Genomic DNA, 18,435 nt, shown 5'->3' with positions numbered 1-18,435 from the left:
CATGTCATTACTACAAATAAAAAATTTAAAAAAATCGTTTGGTGAATCAGAAATTTTAAAAGGAATTGATCTTGAGGTATCTAAAGGCGAAGTGATTGTTATTTTAGGACCATCAGGTTGCGGTAAAAGTACGCTGTTACGATGTATTAATGGTTTAGAGTCCATTCAAGAAGGACGCATCATTTTAGACAATGTGGGTGTATTAGGCAAAGATCTGCCTTGGAGCCATGTGCGTCAAGAAATCGGCATGGTATTTCAAAATTATGAGTTATTCGGTCATATGAACGTGATCGACAATATTCTATTGGGTCCGGTTCAAGCACAAAAAAGAAAACGTGCTGAAGCAGAGCAGGTTGCCGATGCATTGCTTAAACGAGTCGGTCTTTATGATCGAAAATTAGATTATCCAAGACAATTATCAGGTGGGCAGAAACAACGAATAGCCATTGTACGTTCTTTGGTGATGCAACCTAAAGTGATGCTGATGGATGAAATCACCGCAGCGCTTGATCCTGAAATGGTGCGTGAAGTTTTGGATGTGGTCTTGGGTTTGGCACAGGAAGGTATGACGATGCTGATCGTAACCCACGAAATGGGTTTTGCTCAAAAAGTGGCGGATCGAATCATTTTTATGGATCAAGGCAAAATTATTGAAGAATCCACGCCAGAAACATTTTTCAGTCAGCCCAAAACAGAACGTGCCCGATCATTTTTAAATATTTTAAGTTACTAAACAAATGAATCAGAATAAGAGGATAAAAATGAATCTAACTCAATCCATCACAACCATAAGTACATTGATTGGAGCATGTTTTCTCAGTGCATGCCAGCCAGCTCAACCGACAAAAGATCAATCAGCTTCTTCACAAATATCAACCATTGAGCAGATTAAGAAAAATGATGTGATTCGAGTTGGCGTATTTGCAGACAATCCGCCGTTTGGTTATGTCGATAGTCAAGGTAAACATCAAGGTTTTGATATCGCTTTGGCAAAACGAGTGGCACATGACTTATTGGGTGATGAGAACAAAATTCAATATGTCGTGACTGAAGTGGCTAATCGGGTTGAATTTTTAAAATCAGACAAAGTCGATATGGTGTTTGCCAGTTTTTCAGTGACGCCTGAGCGTAAGGAGGTGGTTGATTTTGCTGAACCTTATTTAAAAGCGTCACTTGGCATCACGTCTCCAAAATCCAATCCGATTACGGATATCAAACAACTGCAAAATCGAACATTAATCGTCAATAAAGGCTCGAGTTCTGACAGTTTCTTCAGCAAAAATTATCCAAAAGTTAAGTTACTTAAATTTGAACAAAATACCGATGCATTTAATGCATTAAAAGATGGTCGAGGCGATGCAATTTCCCAAGACAGTACTTATGCATTGGCTTGGGCTGCACAAAACCCTGACTTTACTGTTGGAATCCCGCAAATTGGTAATGAAGACTTTATTGCGCCTGCAGTCAAAAAAGGCAATGTTGAATTACTCAATTGGCTCAATACTGAAATAAAAGCATTAAGAGAAAGTGGTGAAGTTCAAAAAATTTATGATCAGACTTTGAAACCAATTTATGGGGATAAAGTCGATTCTAAAATTTTCCTTGAAGTTCAAACTAACTCAAAATGAGGTTGAATTTTCTATAGATGATGAAAAGAGTTTATTCAAATCATTGAAAAGAGGTATAAAAATGAATATTAAATTACATTTTAAAAAAGCATTTACAGTTTCATTATTAGGTTTAAGTAGCTTAAGTCTGATTGCATGTAATCAAAGCGCCACACCCAAAAAAGCAGAAGATGAAAACGCTCAAATTTCATCAATTGAACAAATCAAAAAAAATGGGGTGGTGCGTATCGGGGTGTTTAGTGATAAACCACCTTTTGGATATCTGGATGCGCAAGGCAAGAATCAAGGTTTTGATGTGGAAATTGCCAAACATGTGGCTAAAGACTTATTAGGTGATGAAAATAAAGTGGAATTCGTGCTGACTGAAGCCGCGAATCGTGTTGAATATTTAAAGGCCAATAAAGTCGATATTATCTTTGCAAACTTTACGGTCACGCCTGAGCGTAAAGAAGTGGTTGATTTTGCTCAGCCTTATTTGAAAGTGGCTTTGGGGGTTGTGTCCTCAAAAGATCAACCGATTACTGACATTAATCAATTAAAGGATAAAATTTTATTGGTCAATAAAGGCACAACAGCGGATTCGTTTTTCACCAAACAACATCCTGAGATTAAATTGCAAAAGTATGAGCAAAATACAGAGACCTTTGATGCATTAAAGGATAAGCGTGGTGTGGCTTTAGCGCATGATAATTTATTGGTTCTGGCTTGGGCGAAAGAGAATCCTGATTACACAGTAGGGATCGCCCATTTAGGTGAGCAAGATTTCATTGCACCTGCGGTTAAAAAAGGCAACACCGAATTGTTGGATTGGCTAAATAAAGATTTAGAAAAACTTTCAAAGGAAGGTGTGATCCAACAAGCCTATGAAAAAACACTGAAACCTGTTTATGGAAATGGGATTTCTCAGAAAGATTTGTTGGTTGAATAATGGGTTCATTGCATCGATTGAACCGTCTTATGACGGTTTTTTATTTGCTGAGTGTAGATACCATGTTGATATCACAAGGCTCGACATAGTCAGCTTAAGATCAAAGCGCTATCATAGGGTGAATTGGCATTTGGGTTGAATTATGAAAATCGTTGCAGATGAAAATCTAGCATTTACCGACTACTTCTTTTCTGAATTTGGACAGATTGAGCACAGAGCAGGGCGGACACTGACACACACAGATGTGAAAGATGCAGAAGCACTTTTGGTTCGCTCAGTGACTCAAGTCAATGAAACACTGATTCAAAATACAGCCTTAAAGTTTGTAGGGAGTGCAACGATTGGCACGGATCATCTTGATATTCAAGCTTTAGATCAGCATCAAATTGCATGGTCAAATGCAGCAGGCTGTAATGCTCAAGCGGTTGCAGAATATGTCATCACAGCACTGTTAAAATTACGTCCTGAACTGATTGATGCCAATGAAAGCTTTACGCTTGGTATTGTAGGTTTAGGTAACGTCGGGTCGCGTTTAGCGTACATGGCAGGCTTGTTGGGTTGGAATGTGATTGGGACAGATCCATTTGTACAGCATCAGAACATCAAACAAGTCGATTTTAAACAGTTGCTTGAGCAAGCCGATGCGATGTCAATTCATGTACCACTGACCCAGTCAGGTGAATATCCGACCTATCATTTAATCAATGCAGAGGCTTTATCGAAAATGAAGCCTGAAGCGATTTTGATTAACTCTGCACGTGGTCCTGTAGTTGAAGAATCAGCCTTAATCTCAGATATTCAAAATACCCAACGTCAAGTGGTCCTCGATGTGTTCGAACATGAACCTGTTATTTCAGAAGCGTTGCTCAACTTGATTGCATTGGTGACACCGCATATTGCAGGTTATAGCTTAGAAGGTAAAGCACGTGGGACACAGATGATTTATGAGGCATTTTGTAGAACATTTAATCACGACATAAATAAGCGGTTCGAAACACAATTACCTGAATGTGAAGCGTTCCTTCAAGGACAAGATTTGAAAGTTGTCTTAAAAGAAAAGTTATCAGAAATCTATGATATAGAGCGCGATGATCGAAACTTAAGAGCATGCTTAAAAGATGCAAAGGTGGATCAGAAAGCCTTTGATCATTTACGCAAAACCTATCCATTACGCCGCGAATGGGCTGCTTATGGAGGACCGAAAGCGTGAATCACTTGGATCAAATTCAGTATCAACCGACATGCGATTTAAAAGCCATTCAAGCTCGTGCCAAAATGTATGCTCAACTTCGTCAGTTTTTTGCTGAACGTGATGTCATGGAAGTAGAAACCCCAGTTTTGTCGCAAGCAGGAGTGACCGATGTGCATTTGGCGTCAGTTCAAGCATTACGTCATATCGGGGGGCGAAAACAAACGCATTATTTGCAAACTTCTCCTGAATTTCCAATGAAGCGATTACTCGCGAGTGGGAGCGGAGCAATTTATCAAATCTGTAAAGTCTTCCGTGATGATGAACATGGACGTAAACATAACAGTGAATTTACCATGTTGGAATGGTATCGCCCTTCATTCACCCTTAAGGATTTGATGTTTGAAGTCAGTGACTTACTCAATGTAACTTTGGGACATCGCTTCGGTGAAATTCGCCCGACAGTGCTCAGTTATAAACATGCATTTATGGATCGCTTGGATATCAATCCTTTGCAGGCATCTTTGACGGATTTAAAGGATGCTTGCCATCGAGTGGGGTTAACCCTTGATTTGGGTGATGATCGATTAGGCTATATGGATCTGTTGTTTTCACATATGGTTGAACCCAGTCTAGGATTTGATACAGCAGTATTTTTGACCGATTTTCCACCTGAAATGGCATCACTTGCAAAAACGAGAACTGATGAAGAGGGTGAGTTGGTCGCAGCACGGTTTGAACTGTATATCGAGGGTCTAGAACTCGCCAATGCCTATGATGAATTGATCGATGCAGATGTGCTACGTTCACGCTTTGAAGCTGATAATGCAGCGCGTGAAAAGCTCGGCTTGCATGTCATGCCACTCGATGAATATTTGTTGGCAGCTTTACCCAATATGCCTGAATGTTCAGGAATTGCTTTAGGTATTGATCGTTTATTGATGGTTGCGACTGAGAACATGAAGTTGGAGCAAGTGCTAACTTTCCCTGCTGAACGATCTTAAATCAATGTCTAAATACATCCTGAATACATCGTTAACGTTGTATTCAGGCTATGATACTGATCCACATCATTAGATCATGATCTAAAAAATAATCATAAAAGGTAGCGTATGGATGTTCGATTAAGACAATTGGCGATATATCGTTCACTGTATTGCTCTCAACGATCAAAGTGCTCCAATCCATTCCCTAAATCTGATTCTATTCCACAAGGAACACGTGCAACCTTGGATATTATTCAACATTTGGGATATGTTCAGATTGATACGATTTCAGTGGTTGAGCGTGCACATCATCACGTACTTTGGAGTCGTGTAGATGATTACCAACAAGATCATATAAATACATTACTGGAAAATAAACAGATCTTTGAGTATTGGTTTCACGCAGCTTCATATATGCCTATGTGTGACTACCGTTATGCACTTCGACAAATGAATGCCGTGAGACGAGGGGACAGTAAGTATTTTAATCGTGGTGATCAACATCTCATGCGAGAAATTTTAGCGAGAGCAAAATCAGAAGGGGAGATCAGGTCGCGCGATTTTATCGACAAAAATCAAAAGTCTAATCAAACGTGGTGGAACTCAGGAATTGTAAGAAACTCTATTGAGCAACTGTATATGCAAGGCGACCTGATGGTATGTCAGCGTTCAGGTGTAGAAAAAGTCTATGCATTGACAGAGGATTATCTGAGTTCAAGTGTCGATTTGACTGAGCCTTCAATAGCTGAATATGCACGTTACTTATATGACACAGTTAAAAGGTCACAAGGCGTTTTTACATGGAAACAGTTGATTCATTTAAAGACAGGCGCTGAGCTTAAAAAAGCAATGCAAAGCATCATCGATGAGCAACTGGATGCAAAAGTGATTCAACAGATGCGTTTAGCATCAGGTGAATTGGTGTATGTGTATGCGGAAGGAATTGAACAGATCCCTAATATTGAAAGCGTGGTGAAAATCCTTTCTCCTTTTGATAATTTGATAATTTGGTGATTCATCGTGATCGCTTAATGGCATTATTTAATTTTAACTATCGTTTAGAATGCTATGTTAAACCTGAAAAACGTCAATACGGTTACTTCAGTTTGCCTATTCTTTATGGAACAGATTTCGTTGCAAAAATAGACTGTAAGGCGCATCGTGCGCAAGGTATCTTAGAAATTCTGAGCTTTCATCTAGAAGCAGTGATCGATCATCAAGCTCATTTTATAGCGCTGTTAAGTGCGGAACTTGAGCGATTTGCAGCATTTAACAATTGTCAGCTCAGTCATAATTTTTATCATAAGTTAAAACTATAAAATTTCGGTGTAAATATTCTTATGTCTTTTACGGTCTTTCTCTCATTTGTACTTTATTCATTTGTCACGTCAATCACTCCTGGTCCTAACAATATTATGCTCGCTGCATCTGGAGTGAATTTTGGCTTTAAGCGGTCGGTTCCTCATATTTTAGGCATTGGTTGTGGCTTTGGTTTTATGGTTGCAGTTGTAGGTCTGGGCATAGGTTCATTCATCAGTTCAAACGTCATACTCTATGAGTGCTTGAAAATTATCGGGATCATATATCTACTTTATTTGGCTTCTAAGATTTATGGTTCAGGTGGGATGGATACAGATGCCAAGCAGTCTAAACCGTTGACTTTTATACAGGCTGCCATGTTTCAGTGGGTAAATCCAAAAGCTTGGGTGATGGCTTTGGGCGCAGTAACAACCTATCTGGCGGCTGATAGCGCAGCGTATTGGTATTTAATACTGGGTTTGACGTATGGTCTGGTAGGTATACCGAGTACAGGTGTGTGGGCACTCATCGGTGAAAAATTACAAAATGTGATCCATGATGCCAAACGTTTAAAATTATTTAATACCACGATGGCACTTTTATTGGTCGCATCTGTACTGAAGCCGATGTGGGATTCTTTATTTTTTATTGGCACGTTAGTGAGTGAAATTTGGGGTTAATAAAGAATCTTTTTAAACCCTAAACTGGTGACTTCAAAACCTTGTTTTTTATAAAATTTATGTGCATCTAAACGTTCAGGTCGATTCCCACTATTTAAGCAAATCATGCTGATATGTTCACGTAGTGCAATTTTTTCAATGTCTTGAATAAATAATGTTCCGAAACCTTTGCTACGATATTTTTCATCAATCACAAAAGCTTGAATCACTAGAATTTCACCATCGAATTGCCAACTAAACTGCTGTATAAGACCAGCATAGCCAATGATTTTATTTTGATATTCAGCGACTAATGTAGTGTATTTCGGATCTTGCTGTAATGTTTTGATGCGATGCTTTAATTGTTCGGGAGCAATTGGGTAGCCTAATTGTGCAGTTAATTCAGTGAGTGTATCTAGGTCATGAATTAAATCGGCAGGACGCATTTTGAGAACAGACATATTATTTCGATTTGAATCTATTGAAATATAATTTTCATTTTAATCACTGAATATGGGTTTAAGCCACATAAAATTTTTCAATATTTAGAATAATTTTTGCGTTATTTAGTAGTAATTATTGTAGCTATGCAGTGAAAAAAGCCCCAAAAATCTGGGGCTAATAATTTCGATTCACTATGAGAGATGCTCTGAAAAATTTTGTTTTAATTTTGCGAGAGCCTCAATGCGCTTTTGAATCAGCATTTCACCAATATCAGGTCCTTTTACTTCAGCTGGAAGGTCAGATGCTTTAATGGTGCGAACCAATTGCATGGCTTCTGTTAAATAGCGAGCTTGAGGATAATCACGATCCTCTAAGCCCAAACGACCTTTCGCATCACATTCACAGGCTTGTATAAAAGCTTCAACGCGCTCAGGTCGTCGAAGGACATCTAAACGTTGAAGTAACCGCCATAAAGTGCCTGCTTTTAAAGTAAATGCTTGATGAGATTTGAGGTGTTCCTTACATACAGCAATCGCAAGTTGTTTGGTATTGGTCGGGACTTTGAGACGATCACAAATGTCATTCACAGGTGCTACGCCACGTTCTTCATGCATAATATGACGTGGTAATTGATCTTTAGGGGTGAGGGCTTTGCCTAAGTCATGAACCAAAACAGCAAAACGTACATCGAGCGAATAATTGGCTTTACAAGCTTGCTGTAATGACATGAGAGTATGAATCCCACAATCAATTTCAGGATGATATTCAGGGCGTTGTGGAATACCAAACAGGGCATCAATTTCTGGGAATAAAATCTTCAAAGCACCGCACTGACGTAATGTCTCAAAATAAACATCCGCATCACGTTCCATCAATGCTCTTGATGTCTCTTTCCAAACACGTTCAGGCGTCAATGCTTTTAACTCACCAGAATCCGCGAGTTGTTGCATCAAGGCTAAGGTTTCTTCTGCGACGGTAAAGCCATACTGATGATAACGAGCAGCGAATCGAGCCACACGGAGTACACGCAGAGGATCTTCTGCAAAAGCAGTGGATACATGACGTAAAATTTTATGGTTTAAATCGTCATGCCCATGATAAGGGTCATAGATTTTTCCATCATCATCCATCGCGATGGCATTGATGGTCAAGTCACGACGGATCAAATCATCTTCAAGCGTAACGCTGATATCCGTATAAAACTCAAAACCATGATAGCCATGACCTGATTTACGTTCAGTACGGGCTAACGCATATTCATCTTTGGTTTCTGGATGTAAAAAAACAGGGAAATCCTTCCCCACAGGTTGGTAACCTTGAGCTAAAAGTTGTTCTGGCGTTGCACCAACAACCACATAATCTTTTTCGTGATAGGGGTGTCCGAGCAACTGATCTCTGACAGCACCACCTACTAAATAAACTTGCATGAAAAAACCTCTATTCTTCAAGCAATCATGCTACAGAATAGAGGTTTTCTCAAGTCACATCATGTGACTTCGATAATAAATAGCCTCAACTTTGGTGGAAGCTATAATCTGATTCTATATCAAAGTGCTGCATTCTCAGCTTCTTGAATTTCTGCAACAGTCAAAGCCGTCATATTGACTACACGACGAGTCGTTGCTGTTGGTGTCAAGATATGAGCAGGTTTGGCAGCACCGAGTAAAATAGGACCGATGGTCACATTGTTACCTGAAGTCGCTTTCAACAAGTTAAATGAAATGTTCGCTGCATCCAAGTTAGGCATAATCAACAGATTCGCCGAACCTTTAAAGCGTGAGTTCGGGAATGCAAAATGACGAATATTCTCATCTAAAGCTGCATCACCGTGCATTTCACCTTCCACTTCAAGCTCAGGTGCAATTTCACTTAAGAGATCAAATACTTTACGCATTTTTTGAGCGCTTACATCATCTTGATCCGAACCGAAACTGGAATGAGAAAGAAGCGCAACGCGAGGTGTGATACCAAAACGACGAACTTCTTCAGCCGCTAAAATCGTCATCTCGGCCAATTGTTCCGCCGTTGGATTACGGTTGATATACGTATCTGCAATAAACAGGTTACGATCTTCAAGCATCAAAGCATTCAGCGTAAAGAATGTGTTACGACCCTCTTGAAGCCCGATGATATTACTCACGAAATCCAAATGGATGTCATAGCTTGAATAAGTACCACACAACATACCATCTGCTAAACCATGTTTAACCAACATTGCTGCGATCAAGGTAGAGCGACGACGAGTTTCACGCTGTGCATATTCAGGCGTTACACCTTTGCGCTGCATAATGCTGTAGTAATCATCCGCAAATTTTTCGTAATTAGGATTTTTCTCTTGATCGACGATGGTGATATTTACACCATGCTCAAGACGTAAACCGAGTTTCTTAATATTTGCTTCAATGACCGCTGTACGACCCACCAAGATCGGGAAAGCTAAGCCTTCATCGACCGCGATTTGAACGGCACGTAGAACACGTAAGTCTTCACCTTCAGCATATGCAATACGCTTAGGATCAGATTTTGCTTGAGCAAAAATAGGTTTCATCATAAATGCTGAGTTATAAACAAACTCAGACAAGCGCTGACGATAATGAGAGAAATCTTGAATTGGGCGAGTGGCTACACCCGAATCCATTGCAGCTTGTGCAATTGCAGGTGCAATTTCAAGAATTAAGCGTTGGTCAAGTGGACGTGGAATTAAGTAATCACGACCAAAAGATGCAGATTTTTCACCATAAGATGCAGCATCTGCTTCAACGTGCGCCATACGAGCAATCGCATGAACACAAGCAATTTTCATTTCTTCATTAATCGTCGTTGCACCAACATCAAGCGCACCACGGAAAATGTATGGGAAACAAAGTGCATTGTTCACTTGGTTCGGATAGTCAGAACGACCTGTCGCCATGATCACGTCATCACGTACTTCATGTGCGTGTTCAGGTAGAATTTCTGGATCTGGGTTGGCCAACGCAAAGATAATTGGATCTTTCGCCATCACTTTAACCATCTCTTTGGTTAAAATGCCTGCAGCTGAAAGACCCAAGAACATATCAGCATCAGCAATCACATCTGCAATTTGAGAGCCTTCAATGTCTTGCACATAAGCTTTCTTAGATTCATCTAATCCTTCACGCTTTGTTGTAAGCAAACCACGTGAGTCAGCAACGACGATATTTTCTTTTTTCGCACCAAGGGCACAAAGCAAGTTTAGGCAAGACAGGGCAGCAGCGCCGGCACCTGAAGCAACAATCTTGATTTCATCAATTTTCTTGCCGTTTAACTGTAAAGCGTTCAGCAATGCTGAACCCACAATGATCGAAGTACCATGTTGATCATCGTGGAACACAGGAATGTTCATGCGCTCACGAAGCTTTTGCTCAATATAGAAGCATTCTGGTGCCTTGATATCTTCAAGGTTAATACCACCAAACGTTGGTTCTAATGCAGCAATGATATCAACAATCTTATCTGGATTGTTTTCGTCAATTTCGATATCGAATACATCAACACCTGCGAACTTCTTAAACAGTACGCCTTTACCTTCCATCACAGGTTTTGAAGCTAAAGGACCAATATTGCCTAAGCCAAGTACCGCAGTACCATTGGTGATCACAGCAACCAAATTACCACGTGCAGTATAAAGCGCAGCCTTTGATGGATCTTTTTCAATTTCTAAACATGGAGCTGCTACACCTGGAGAGTAAGCTAACGCTAAATCATGTTGGTTAATAAGTTGTTTGCTTGGTGTGACACTAATTTTTCCTGGAGTGGGAAATTCGTGATAATAAAGTGCTTGCTCTTTTAAAGATTGATCGTCCATCTGAATCCCAGTTTTTACAGTATCCCAGCGTTGCTGGTTTTTTGATTATTTCACTTTGAATATACCACTAGTTCCACATTGATCCCAGTTAAAAAGTCGATAATTTACACAGCTTAAGACTATGGTTTTAGGAAAAACATTGTTATTGGATCAGTTTTTCTCGAATGAGGAATTCTGTACAATCTTCAGCATTTAAAGGGCGTGAGAAGTAATAGCCTTGGAAATAATCACAACCTTGTTGTTTTAAGTATTTAATTTGCTCTAAATTTTCGACACCTTCAGCCACAAGTTTCATCCCCATTGCTTTACCCATGGCAATAATTGCATTCACAATGGCATTATCTTTAGTCGAACCAATTTTAGTGATAAATGCACGGTCAATCTTAAGCGTGTCAATGGGGTAAGCCGCCAGATAAGCCAATGATGAATACCCTGTGCCAAAATCATCTAAAGCAATTTTGATATTTCGATCTTTAATTTGTTGTAATAAGTCAACCACAGATTCTGACTTATCTAAAAGTGAGGATTCGGTCAGTTCAAGTTCAATGAATTGAGGGTCAAGCTCATAGCGAGTAAGGGCTTCATCAATTTGATTGAGGAGTAATCCACGATGAATTTGTTGCGCAACAATATTAATAGAAATTCGTATATTGCTGAGACCTTGAGCTTGCCATTGTTTGATTTGTCTGCATGTTTCAAAAAAAACGAACTCACCAATCTCAGAGATCATGCTGGTTTCTTCTGCGATCCCTAAGAAGCGATCGGGCATGATCATGCCATGTTTAGGATGATTCCAGCGAATCAATGCTTCGAAGCCAATCGTTTTCATGGTCTCGCTATCGACTTTTGCTTGATAATAGATTTGAAATTGATTGTTCTTGACCGCATTTTTCATATCGATTTCAAGTTGTAAGTCGCTACCTTGGATGGTATCTGATTTGTTTTTATAATAATAAGCTGTATTTCCACCGAGCTTTTTGGCTTTCAAAAGCGCAATTTCTGCGTGGCTGTTGAGACTACCAATTTGACGACCATGATCAGGATAGATCGCCACCCCTAAAGATACCGTAACTGCATGTTCTTCATCGTAAATTTTAAATGGTCTGCTACACACTGCGATGATTTCGTCGATCTTTTGTTGAATCGTGAAATGTGTATTGCTTAAATTATAGATAATTGCAAAATCATCATTGTTCAGATAGGCAATCAGCACCGCATCTGGGCAGGTATTTTTAAGTCTTTTAGATATTCTTTTCAATAACTCATCGCCAGCTTGATGAGTAAGAAACTCATTAAAGTTTCTAAATCGGTCAACATTTAATCTTAAAATAGCAAAATGATTCAAAGGTTTGGTTTTGTTAATAAGGTACTGATGCATCTGCAGATTAAAATAAACGCGGTTAGGCAAATCTGTTAATAGATCGTAGTTCTCTAAATAGGCCAGTCTTTCTTCATGCTGTCGACGTTCTGTTAAATCTGTAACCGCGCCAACATAGTTGATAATTCTGTTTTTATCGTCATATACGGCATTAATATGTAGCCATACGGTCAGTGATTTTCCAGAAATAAACTCATCATTGACTTCAGCATTAAAATATCCTGTATTCAACACTTTTTGAGAAATTTCAGCGTGTATTTTACTGATCTCAAAGTGAGTATTAATCGTGATATCAAACATATGTTTTGCAATGATTTGCTCACGTGGAATATTGACTAACTCACAGAAATAGGGGTTAGCATCCAAAAAACATAGATTGGTATCTAAAACGAAAATCCCTTGAGCCGCTTGATTAAATACAATGGATGCCAGTTTCAATTGATCTTGGTCGATTTTTTCTTGTTCAATATCCTGATGAATCCCAACCATTCTCAAAGGTAAACGCGTTTGTGGATCACGTGCAATGACTTTACCGATATCTTTAATCCAACGCCATTTTCGATTATGAAACACCCGATAGTTGGCTTCAAAACGATCAGAATACCCTCTGAGGTGGCGTCTCATCAGTCGGTTGTAAATGGGTTTGTCATCGGGGTGAATCAATACATCGATTTGATCTTTATTATCATATTGGATCACTTTAACTTCTGACTTTTTGCCAGACAGTTCGATGGTTCTTTTATCAATATTCCATAACCAAGAGTGTATGCCTGCGGTTTCATGAGCAAAATCTAAGTTGGCTTGATGATTCTGTAAGCTTTCATTGATGCGATTAATATCATAAGTACGTTCTTTCACTTTTTGCTCAAGTAATTGATTGCTGAGCTGCAACTCGTTTTCTATATTTTTGGATTTAGAGATTTCTTGCTGAAGCTGTTTTTGGAGGACTTCGGATTCAGTCAAATGAATTTTCGATTGCTTTAAATACAGTTGATTGTGAGTATTAAGTCGATTTAAATGACGATGAATTTTATGGGTTAAAACAGCACTGACCAGAACAACCGCAGACCATGAGTAGAAAATAAAATTATAAACATCGGGAACATTGTCATGAAAAAATGTTTTGGCAAGTAATACCGGCACTGTAGTGGGTATAAACATAAATAAAAAGTAACGTAATCTTTGCGTGAGATAAACGATACCGATAATGTAAATACTTGAGGTCATCAGGCTTGAAAGTAGAATGTGTACGCCTGTAATTTGACTGTTTTCCACGATCAGGAAATGGTTGATGATCAGTACACCAATACCGAGGCTAGTCCCACTGATGAGACAGACCAATTGGCACCATGCATCTAAATTAAATAAACTAATTTTTTTGGAATCGATCAACTGCTGGGTAATAAACCAAGCCGCAATGTTAATTGAACTATTTATAAAAAACCAAATATTGTAATTGGCAGATTGATAGTTGAAAAATTGATGATAAGTAACAATGTTATAAAAAGTAGTAAATACCACCCATACGAGAAAAAATCGTAAATGATATGCCGCTGTTTTGATTTGTGATTCAGTAACACCTTTAGAAAGATGTTCATCCTGAACGTCATACATAATGGGGAGTTACCTTTTCATTATTTCATTTTGATTATTAGAATATATAATTCTTAGGATTATTTAATTCAGTTAAAAATATCGGCTGATGACATAGTTGAAGTTACTGTTAATTGTTGCAAAAATCAACAAAAACGTAATGTAATTAACATATTTTTTTTATTCATGATTTAAATTCTATAGTTCAAAATAGAAAGAGCAACAACAGGCGCTGTCTCTGTTCTCAGAACACGCTCTCCAATACACCAATTGATAAAACCTTTCTGATTTGAAGCAATAATTTCTTCTTCGCTCAAGCCGCCTTCAGGACCAATGAGTAAAGCGATATCTGAAGTAACATCTGTTAATACATCGACTTCATCTTTGTTCGGTGCAAGCACCAACTTTGTCGTAGGTAGTGCTGATTCAAGCCATTTTTCAAGTGAAATAGGCGCTAAAATTTTTGGCACAATATTGAGACCACATTGTTCGCAGGCCGCAATGGCAATACCTTGCCAATGATCAATTTTCTTTTGATCGCGATCATATTTAAGTCGCATTTCACAACGATCAGATGTGAGGAGTTGAATTTGGGAGACACCCAGTTCAACCGCTTTTTGAATGGCATAATCCATCCGATCGCCTTTACTCATCACCTGACCCAATAGGGCCTGAAACTTGGGTGTGCGATTGGCAGGATTAAATGCTGAAATGAAAACTGACGCAGATTTTTTTGCAACATCAACCAATTCAACTTCGTACTCGCCACCTTGTCCGTTAAACAAAGTGGCTTTTTCACCATTTTGAGCACGTAAAACTTTAACCCAATGATGAAATACAGTTTCAGTCAGTTCAACGGTGGTATCTACTGCTAAATCAGTTTCAATATAAAAACGTGGCATTAAAGTTTCACTCTCAAAATATAGAACGGTTACTTAAGCAAGACCAAGGTCTTGAACAAGTCGGCGTGTAGGATCAGTGGTATTCATGGTATAGAAATGCAAACTTGGCGCGCCACCTGCAATCAGGCGTTCGCACAGTTTGACAATCACTTCATAACCAAAAGCTTTGATCGAAGCGGTGTCATCACCATAAGTTGCGAGTTGCTTGCGAATCCAACGTGGCACTTCAGCACCTGTACCATCCGCAAAACGAATCAGGTTGCTGGCATTGGTGATTGGCATGATGCCCGGCGCAACGGGAATATTGACCCCTTCTTTTTGGATGCGTTCTATAAAGTAGAAGTATGCATCTGGATTAAAGAAGAATTGAGTCAAAGCTGCATTTGCACCTGCATGGGCTTTTTCACAAAAACGTTGAATGTCTTTGTCAAAACTGTCTGCTTGGGGATGCATTTCAGGATATGCCGCCACTTCAATATGAAAATGATCGCCTGAATGTTCACGGATAAAGCGAACCAAGTCTTGTGCATAAGGCAATTCGCCTAAACCCACTTGACCTGAAGGTAAGTCACCACGAAGCGCAACAATTCGATCAATCCCTTGAGATTTATATAAATCTAAAAGTTCAGCAATACGTTGTTTGCTGTCACCAATACAAGACAGGTGAGGGGCAACAGGTGTGCCTTTTCCATTGAAGTCATTCAATGTGGACAACGTGCGTTCACGAGTTGACCCCCCTGCACCGTAAGTCACAGAGAAAAATTCTGGATTAAGCAGTTGTAGTTCTTTGTGAACCGTAATGAGTTTTTCCGCACCCGCATCAGTTTTGGTTGGGAAAAACTCAAAAGAAATTGGAATCTGTTTTGACATGTTCAAATCCTATTTTTATAAATACTGATTCATATTTTCACCTCTCCTAAGTCCTCTCCTGAAAGGAGAGGACTTACCCTCGAAAATATTCATGTTGTAATGAATATTCCCACTCCTGAACGTGCTTTAAGCATTGCTTTAAAGTTCAGTGCAAGAGAGGGTTAGGGAAAGGGATTAAAAACTTAGTATTTATAAGTCTCAGATTTAAATGGACCTTCAACAGCAACACCTAAGTAGTCTGCTTGTTCTTGAGTCAATTGAGTCAGAACACCACCAAAACCTGCAACCATTGCTGCAGCAACTTCTTCATCTAATTTTTTCGGAATCAGTTCTACACGGATTTTTGCAGCTTTTTCAGCTTCTGGAAGATCAGCAAATTTCTCAGCGAATAAATGCATTTGACCTAAGACTTGGTTGGCAAAAGAACCATCCATAATGCGTGATGGGTGACCTGTTGCATTACCAAGATTCACTAAACGACCTTCAGAAAGAAGGATCAGATAGTTATTTTCATCTTCAGAACGATATACTTGGTGAACTTGTGGCTTCACTTCAACCCACTTGTAACCACGTAAGTAGTTGGTGTCGATTTCAGTATCAAAGTGACCGATGTTACATACAACAGCGCCTGCTTTGAGTGAATCAAGCATTGCTGAGTCACATACGTGGTAGTTACCTGTGGTCGTCACGATGAGGTCAGTATTTTGAAGAAGATCAACGTTTACGTCTTCTTTTTTACCGGTTTGTACGCCATTTTTGTATGGAGATACAACTTCATAACCGTCCATGCATGCTTGCATCGCACAGATTGGATCTACTTCAGTCACACGGACAATCATGCCTTCTTGACGAAGTGATTGCGCAGAACCTTTACCCACATCACCGTAACCAATCACAAGCGCACGACGGCCAGATAAAAGCATATCTGTACCACGTTTGATGGCATCGTTAAGTGAGTGGCGGCAACCGTATTTGTTGTCGTTTTTAGACTTAGTCACAGAGTCATTTACGTTGATCGCAGGCACTTTTAACGTACCATCACGTAACATTTCATATAGACGTTGAACACCTGTGGTGGTTTCTTCAGTTACACCGTGAATTTTAGCAATCACTTCTGGGTATTTTTCATGAACAAGTAGCGTTAAGTCACCGCCATCATCCAGAATCATGTTAGCATCCCAAGGTGTACCATTCACATTGATTTGTTGTTCCAGGCACCACATGTATTCTTCTTCAGTTTCGCCTTTCCAAGCAAAAACAGGAATACCCGCAGCAGCAATGGCAGCAGCAGCATGGTCTTGAGTAGAGAAAATGTTACAAGAGGTCCAGCGAACTTCTGCGCCCAATTCAACCAAAGTTTCAATGAGAACTGCAGTTTGAATGGTCATGTGGATACAGCCGAGAATTTTCGCGCCTGCAAGGGGTTTCGCTGCAGCATAACGCTTACGCAAACCCATTAAAGCGGGCATTTCAGCTTCTGCAAGTTTGATTTCTTTACGGCCGTAATCAGCAAGTGAAATATCGGCAACTTTATAATCTGTAAATGAAGCATTAACCGCGTTCATCAGGATCTCCTCGTTATTAGATGTGTAATAACAGTAAAAAATGGATTGGATCGTTATGTTCGCGGATGCCGTTTTTGGTTCAAAAGAGTGTTTGAACCGATGGTCGAGCCTAGCGATCTCATATTGAGAATTTTAAAATCTATCTATGAGAAAGTCGCAGCATCCCTCGACTAGGGCAGTATTGTACTTGTAAATTGATTGTGTTCCAATCTTGTTTTGTTGCTTTATTCATCAAGCTGTAATTCAACACCTAAATTTTTTAAACGTGATGAAATTCCACCTTCGGTTCTTTGGAACAACTGTGTGAGTTCTAATAGCGTATGACCCTCGTCATATTTTTGAATGAGTAAATCCATTTCATAGTCCGACCACTTATATGAACTACGCGGAAATTTTTCACGACTTTTAATAACATGGGGGAGCTTAGATGTAGTGCAATAATCAACATCGTTTTGAGAAAAGTCTAATGGCACAAGTAATGGTTCTGTTAAGCTAGTGACACCATTCAGGATATTAGGTACGACATTTTGAACAAGTTGATTCTCTTGATAACGATATGTTTCAAAACGTACGCGTTTGTTTTCTATTGCATATTGAATTACTTTTTCAACTCTCGTGAGAGAAGATCTACCTGTTTTGACTTCCAAAAATACAATTTCAATATCATCTAAACCTATATTACTTTCATTATCGCGGTATTTTTCAACATTTTTAAAAATGATAAAATCAATAGGTTTACCTAAGAATGAACAATCTGCGGGAGAATAGGCGAAATCATCTTGAAAAGGGCAGAATTTTTCACTCATTGTGCCTTTAATGGTGTTTCTAGAACCTGTTAATGCAGTTTTCTTTACGCGCTGTTTCTCTTCTTCAAAATCAATTTGCATTTGTTTGATTGTTTCTTGATGTTCTATAAAAACTTGATGTAATTGTGCTTGATTTTGAAAATTATGACGATTGTTTTTTTTGTTTAGGTAAACAATCACCCCAATTAAAATAAGACAAATCAAAGATAAAAATAGAATGATTACTTCCATTGTATTTCCTTTATTTATTAGACTTCTTGCATAAATCATTTTTTGATCAGTTTTAAACTTTATTTTAGTAAGCTAAAGATTATATGATCTAAGGCTTACAGCATTTAATTGATTAGAAATAAAATAGTTAT

The 18,435-nt window shown here is 38.9% G+C and carries 13 protein-coding genes and 2 pseudogenes; 7 read left to right on the top strand and 8 right to left on the bottom strand.

Annotated elements, in window-relative coordinates:
• The first annotated feature begins 1 nt into the window (after window position 1).
• The 7 genes and pseudogenes from AC5YD2_RS03490 to AC5YD2_RS03460 all read left to right on the top strand — a co-directional run bounded on the left by AC5YD2_RS03490 (window position 2) and on the right by AC5YD2_RS03460 (window position 6,710).
• Window positions 2-733, top strand: coding sequence for an amino acid ABC transporter ATP-binding protein (locus AC5YD2_RS03490; RefSeq protein ID WP_496124985.1), 732 nt, complete (start codon window positions 2-4; stop codon window positions 731-733).
• A gap of 28 nt (window positions 734-761) precedes the next feature.
• A complete protein-coding gene (locus tag AC5YD2_RS03485) occupies window positions 762-1,628 on the top strand; it encodes a transporter substrate-binding domain-containing protein (RefSeq protein WP_496124984.1) in 867 nt (288 codons plus the stop codon).
• A gap of 61 nt (window positions 1,629-1,689) precedes the next feature.
• Window positions 1,690-2,556 (top strand): cysteine ABC transporter substrate-binding protein, encoded by an 867-nt coding sequence (locus tag AC5YD2_RS03480; protein ID WP_496124983.1) that lies wholly within the window; start codon window positions 1,690-1,692, stop codon window positions 2,554-2,556.
• Window positions 2,557-2,698: 142 nt separating this feature from the next.
• The gene (locus AC5YD2_RS03475; RefSeq protein ID WP_496124982.1) at window positions 2,699-3,766 is read left to right on the top strand and encodes a 4-phosphoerythronate dehydrogenase; all 1,068 of its coding nucleotides are present in this window, start codon (window positions 2,699-2,701) and stop codon (window positions 3,764-3,766) included.
• Between the two features lie 5 nt (window positions 3,767-3,771).
• Window positions 3,772-4,749, top strand: a complete 978-nt coding sequence (gene epmA, locus AC5YD2_RS03470) for an EF-P lysine aminoacylase EpmA (RefSeq protein ID WP_496125066.1) — start codon at window positions 3,772-3,774, stop codon at window positions 4,747-4,749.
• Window positions 4,750-4,857: 108 nt separating this feature from the next.
• Window positions 4,858-6,050: pseudogene (locus tag AC5YD2_RS03465) on the top strand (winged helix-turn-helix domain-containing protein).
• Window positions 6,051-6,071: 21 nt separating this feature from the next.
• A complete protein-coding gene (locus AC5YD2_RS03460) occupies window positions 6,072-6,710 on the top strand; it encodes a LysE family translocator (RefSeq protein ID WP_496124981.1) in 639 nt (212 codons plus the stop codon).
• On the opposite strand, the gene AC5YD2_RS03455 is transcribed toward AC5YD2_RS03460, so the two are convergent.
• The 8 genes and pseudogenes from AC5YD2_RS03455 to AC5YD2_RS03420 all read right to left on the bottom strand — a co-directional run bounded on the left by AC5YD2_RS03455 (window position 6,707) and on the right by AC5YD2_RS03420 (window position 18,304).
• On the bottom strand, window positions 6,707-7,150 hold the full coding sequence (locus AC5YD2_RS03455; RefSeq protein ID WP_496124980.1) for a GNAT family N-acetyltransferase: 444 nt from the start codon (window positions 7,148-7,150) through the stop codon (window positions 6,707-6,709). The genes AC5YD2_RS03460 and AC5YD2_RS03455 overlap by 4 nt on opposite strands.
• 173 nt (window positions 7,151-7,323) lie before the next feature.
• Window positions 7,324-8,560, bottom strand: a pseudogene (locus tag AC5YD2_RS03450) (multifunctional CCA addition/repair protein); the annotation flags it as partial.
• A 119-nt stretch (window positions 8,561-8,679) separates the two neighbouring features.
• A complete protein-coding gene (locus AC5YD2_RS03445) occupies window positions 8,680-10,959 on the bottom strand; it encodes an NADP-dependent malic enzyme (protein WP_496124979.1) in 2,280 nt (759 codons plus the stop codon).
• 142 nt (window positions 10,960-11,101) lie between these two features.
• A complete protein-coding gene (locus AC5YD2_RS03440; protein WP_496124978.1) occupies window positions 11,102-13,951 on the bottom strand; it encodes a sensor domain-containing protein in 2,850 nt (949 codons plus the stop codon).
• Between the two features lie 170 nt (window positions 13,952-14,121).
• Window positions 14,122-14,832: a 16S rRNA (uracil(1498)-N(3))-methyltransferase gene (locus tag AC5YD2_RS03435; RefSeq protein WP_496124977.1), complete on the bottom strand. Its 711-nt coding sequence runs from the start codon at window positions 14,830-14,832 to the stop codon at window positions 14,122-14,124.
• A gap of 33 nt (window positions 14,833-14,865) precedes the next feature.
• Complete coding sequence (metF, locus tag AC5YD2_RS03430; RefSeq protein ID WP_496124976.1) at window positions 14,866-15,702, bottom strand: methylenetetrahydrofolate reductase [NAD(P)H]; 837 nt, start codon at window positions 15,700-15,702, stop codon at window positions 14,866-14,868.
• Window positions 15,703-15,884: 182 nt separating this feature from the next.
• Window positions 15,885-17,267 (bottom strand): adenosylhomocysteinase, encoded by a 1,383-nt coding sequence (gene ahcY, locus AC5YD2_RS03425; protein ID WP_496124975.1) that lies wholly within the window; start codon window positions 17,265-17,267, stop codon window positions 15,885-15,887.
• A gap of 224 nt (window positions 17,268-17,491) precedes the next feature.
• On the bottom strand, window positions 17,492-18,304 hold the full coding sequence (locus AC5YD2_RS03420; RefSeq protein WP_496124974.1) for a Holliday junction resolvase-like protein: 813 nt from the start codon (window positions 18,302-18,304) through the stop codon (window positions 17,492-17,494).
• Window positions 18,305-18,435: the final 131 nt, after the last annotated feature.

Source organism: Acinetobacter sp. CY73 (assembly GCF_059515865.1).
This window is presented reverse-complemented; position numbering and strand designations above follow the sequence as displayed.

Excerpts from the sequence above, each read along its gene's own strand:
- AC5YD2_RS03420 (WP_496124974.1), bottom strand. The coding sequence starts at position 18,304 with ATGGAAGTAATCATTCTATTTTTATCTTTGATTTGTCTTATTTTAATT.
- AC5YD2_RS03475 (WP_496124982.1), top strand. The coding sequence starts at position 2,699 with ATGAAAATCGTTGCAGATGAAAATCTAGCATTTACCGACTACTTCTTT.
- AC5YD2_RS03440 (WP_496124978.1), bottom strand. The coding sequence starts at position 13,951 with ATGTATGACGTTCAGGATGAACATCTTTCTAAAGGTGTTACTGAATCA.
- AC5YD2_RS03455 (WP_496124980.1), bottom strand. The coding sequence starts at position 7,150 with ATGTCTGTTCTCAAAATGCGTCCTGCCGATTTAATTCATGACCTAGAT.
- AC5YD2_RS03445 (WP_496124979.1), bottom strand. The coding sequence starts at position 10,959 with ATGGACGATCAATCTTTAAAAGAGCAAGCACTTTATTATCACGAATTT.
- AC5YD2_RS03490 (WP_496124985.1), top strand. The coding sequence starts at position 2 with ATGTCATTACTACAAATAAAAAATTTAAAAAAATCGTTTGGTGAATCA.
- metF (WP_496124976.1), bottom strand. The coding sequence starts at position 15,702 with ATGTCAAAACAGATTCCAATTTCTTTTGAGTTTTTCCCAACCAAAACT.
- AC5YD2_RS03460 (WP_496124981.1), top strand. The coding sequence starts at position 6,072 with ATGTCTTTTACGGTCTTTCTCTCATTTGTACTTTATTCATTTGTCACG.
- AC5YD2_RS03485 (WP_496124984.1), top strand. The coding sequence starts at position 762 with ATGAATCTAACTCAATCCATCACAACCATAAGTACATTGATTGGAGCA.
- AC5YD2_RS03480 (WP_496124983.1), top strand. The coding sequence starts at position 1,690 with ATGAATATTAAATTACATTTTAAAAAAGCATTTACAGTTTCATTATTA.
- AC5YD2_RS03435 (WP_496124977.1), bottom strand. The coding sequence starts at position 14,832 with ATGCCACGTTTTTATATTGAAACTGATTTAGCAGTAGATACCACCGTT.
- ahcY (WP_496124975.1), bottom strand. The coding sequence starts at position 17,267 with ATGAACGCGGTTAATGCTTCATTTACAGATTATAAAGTTGCCGATATT.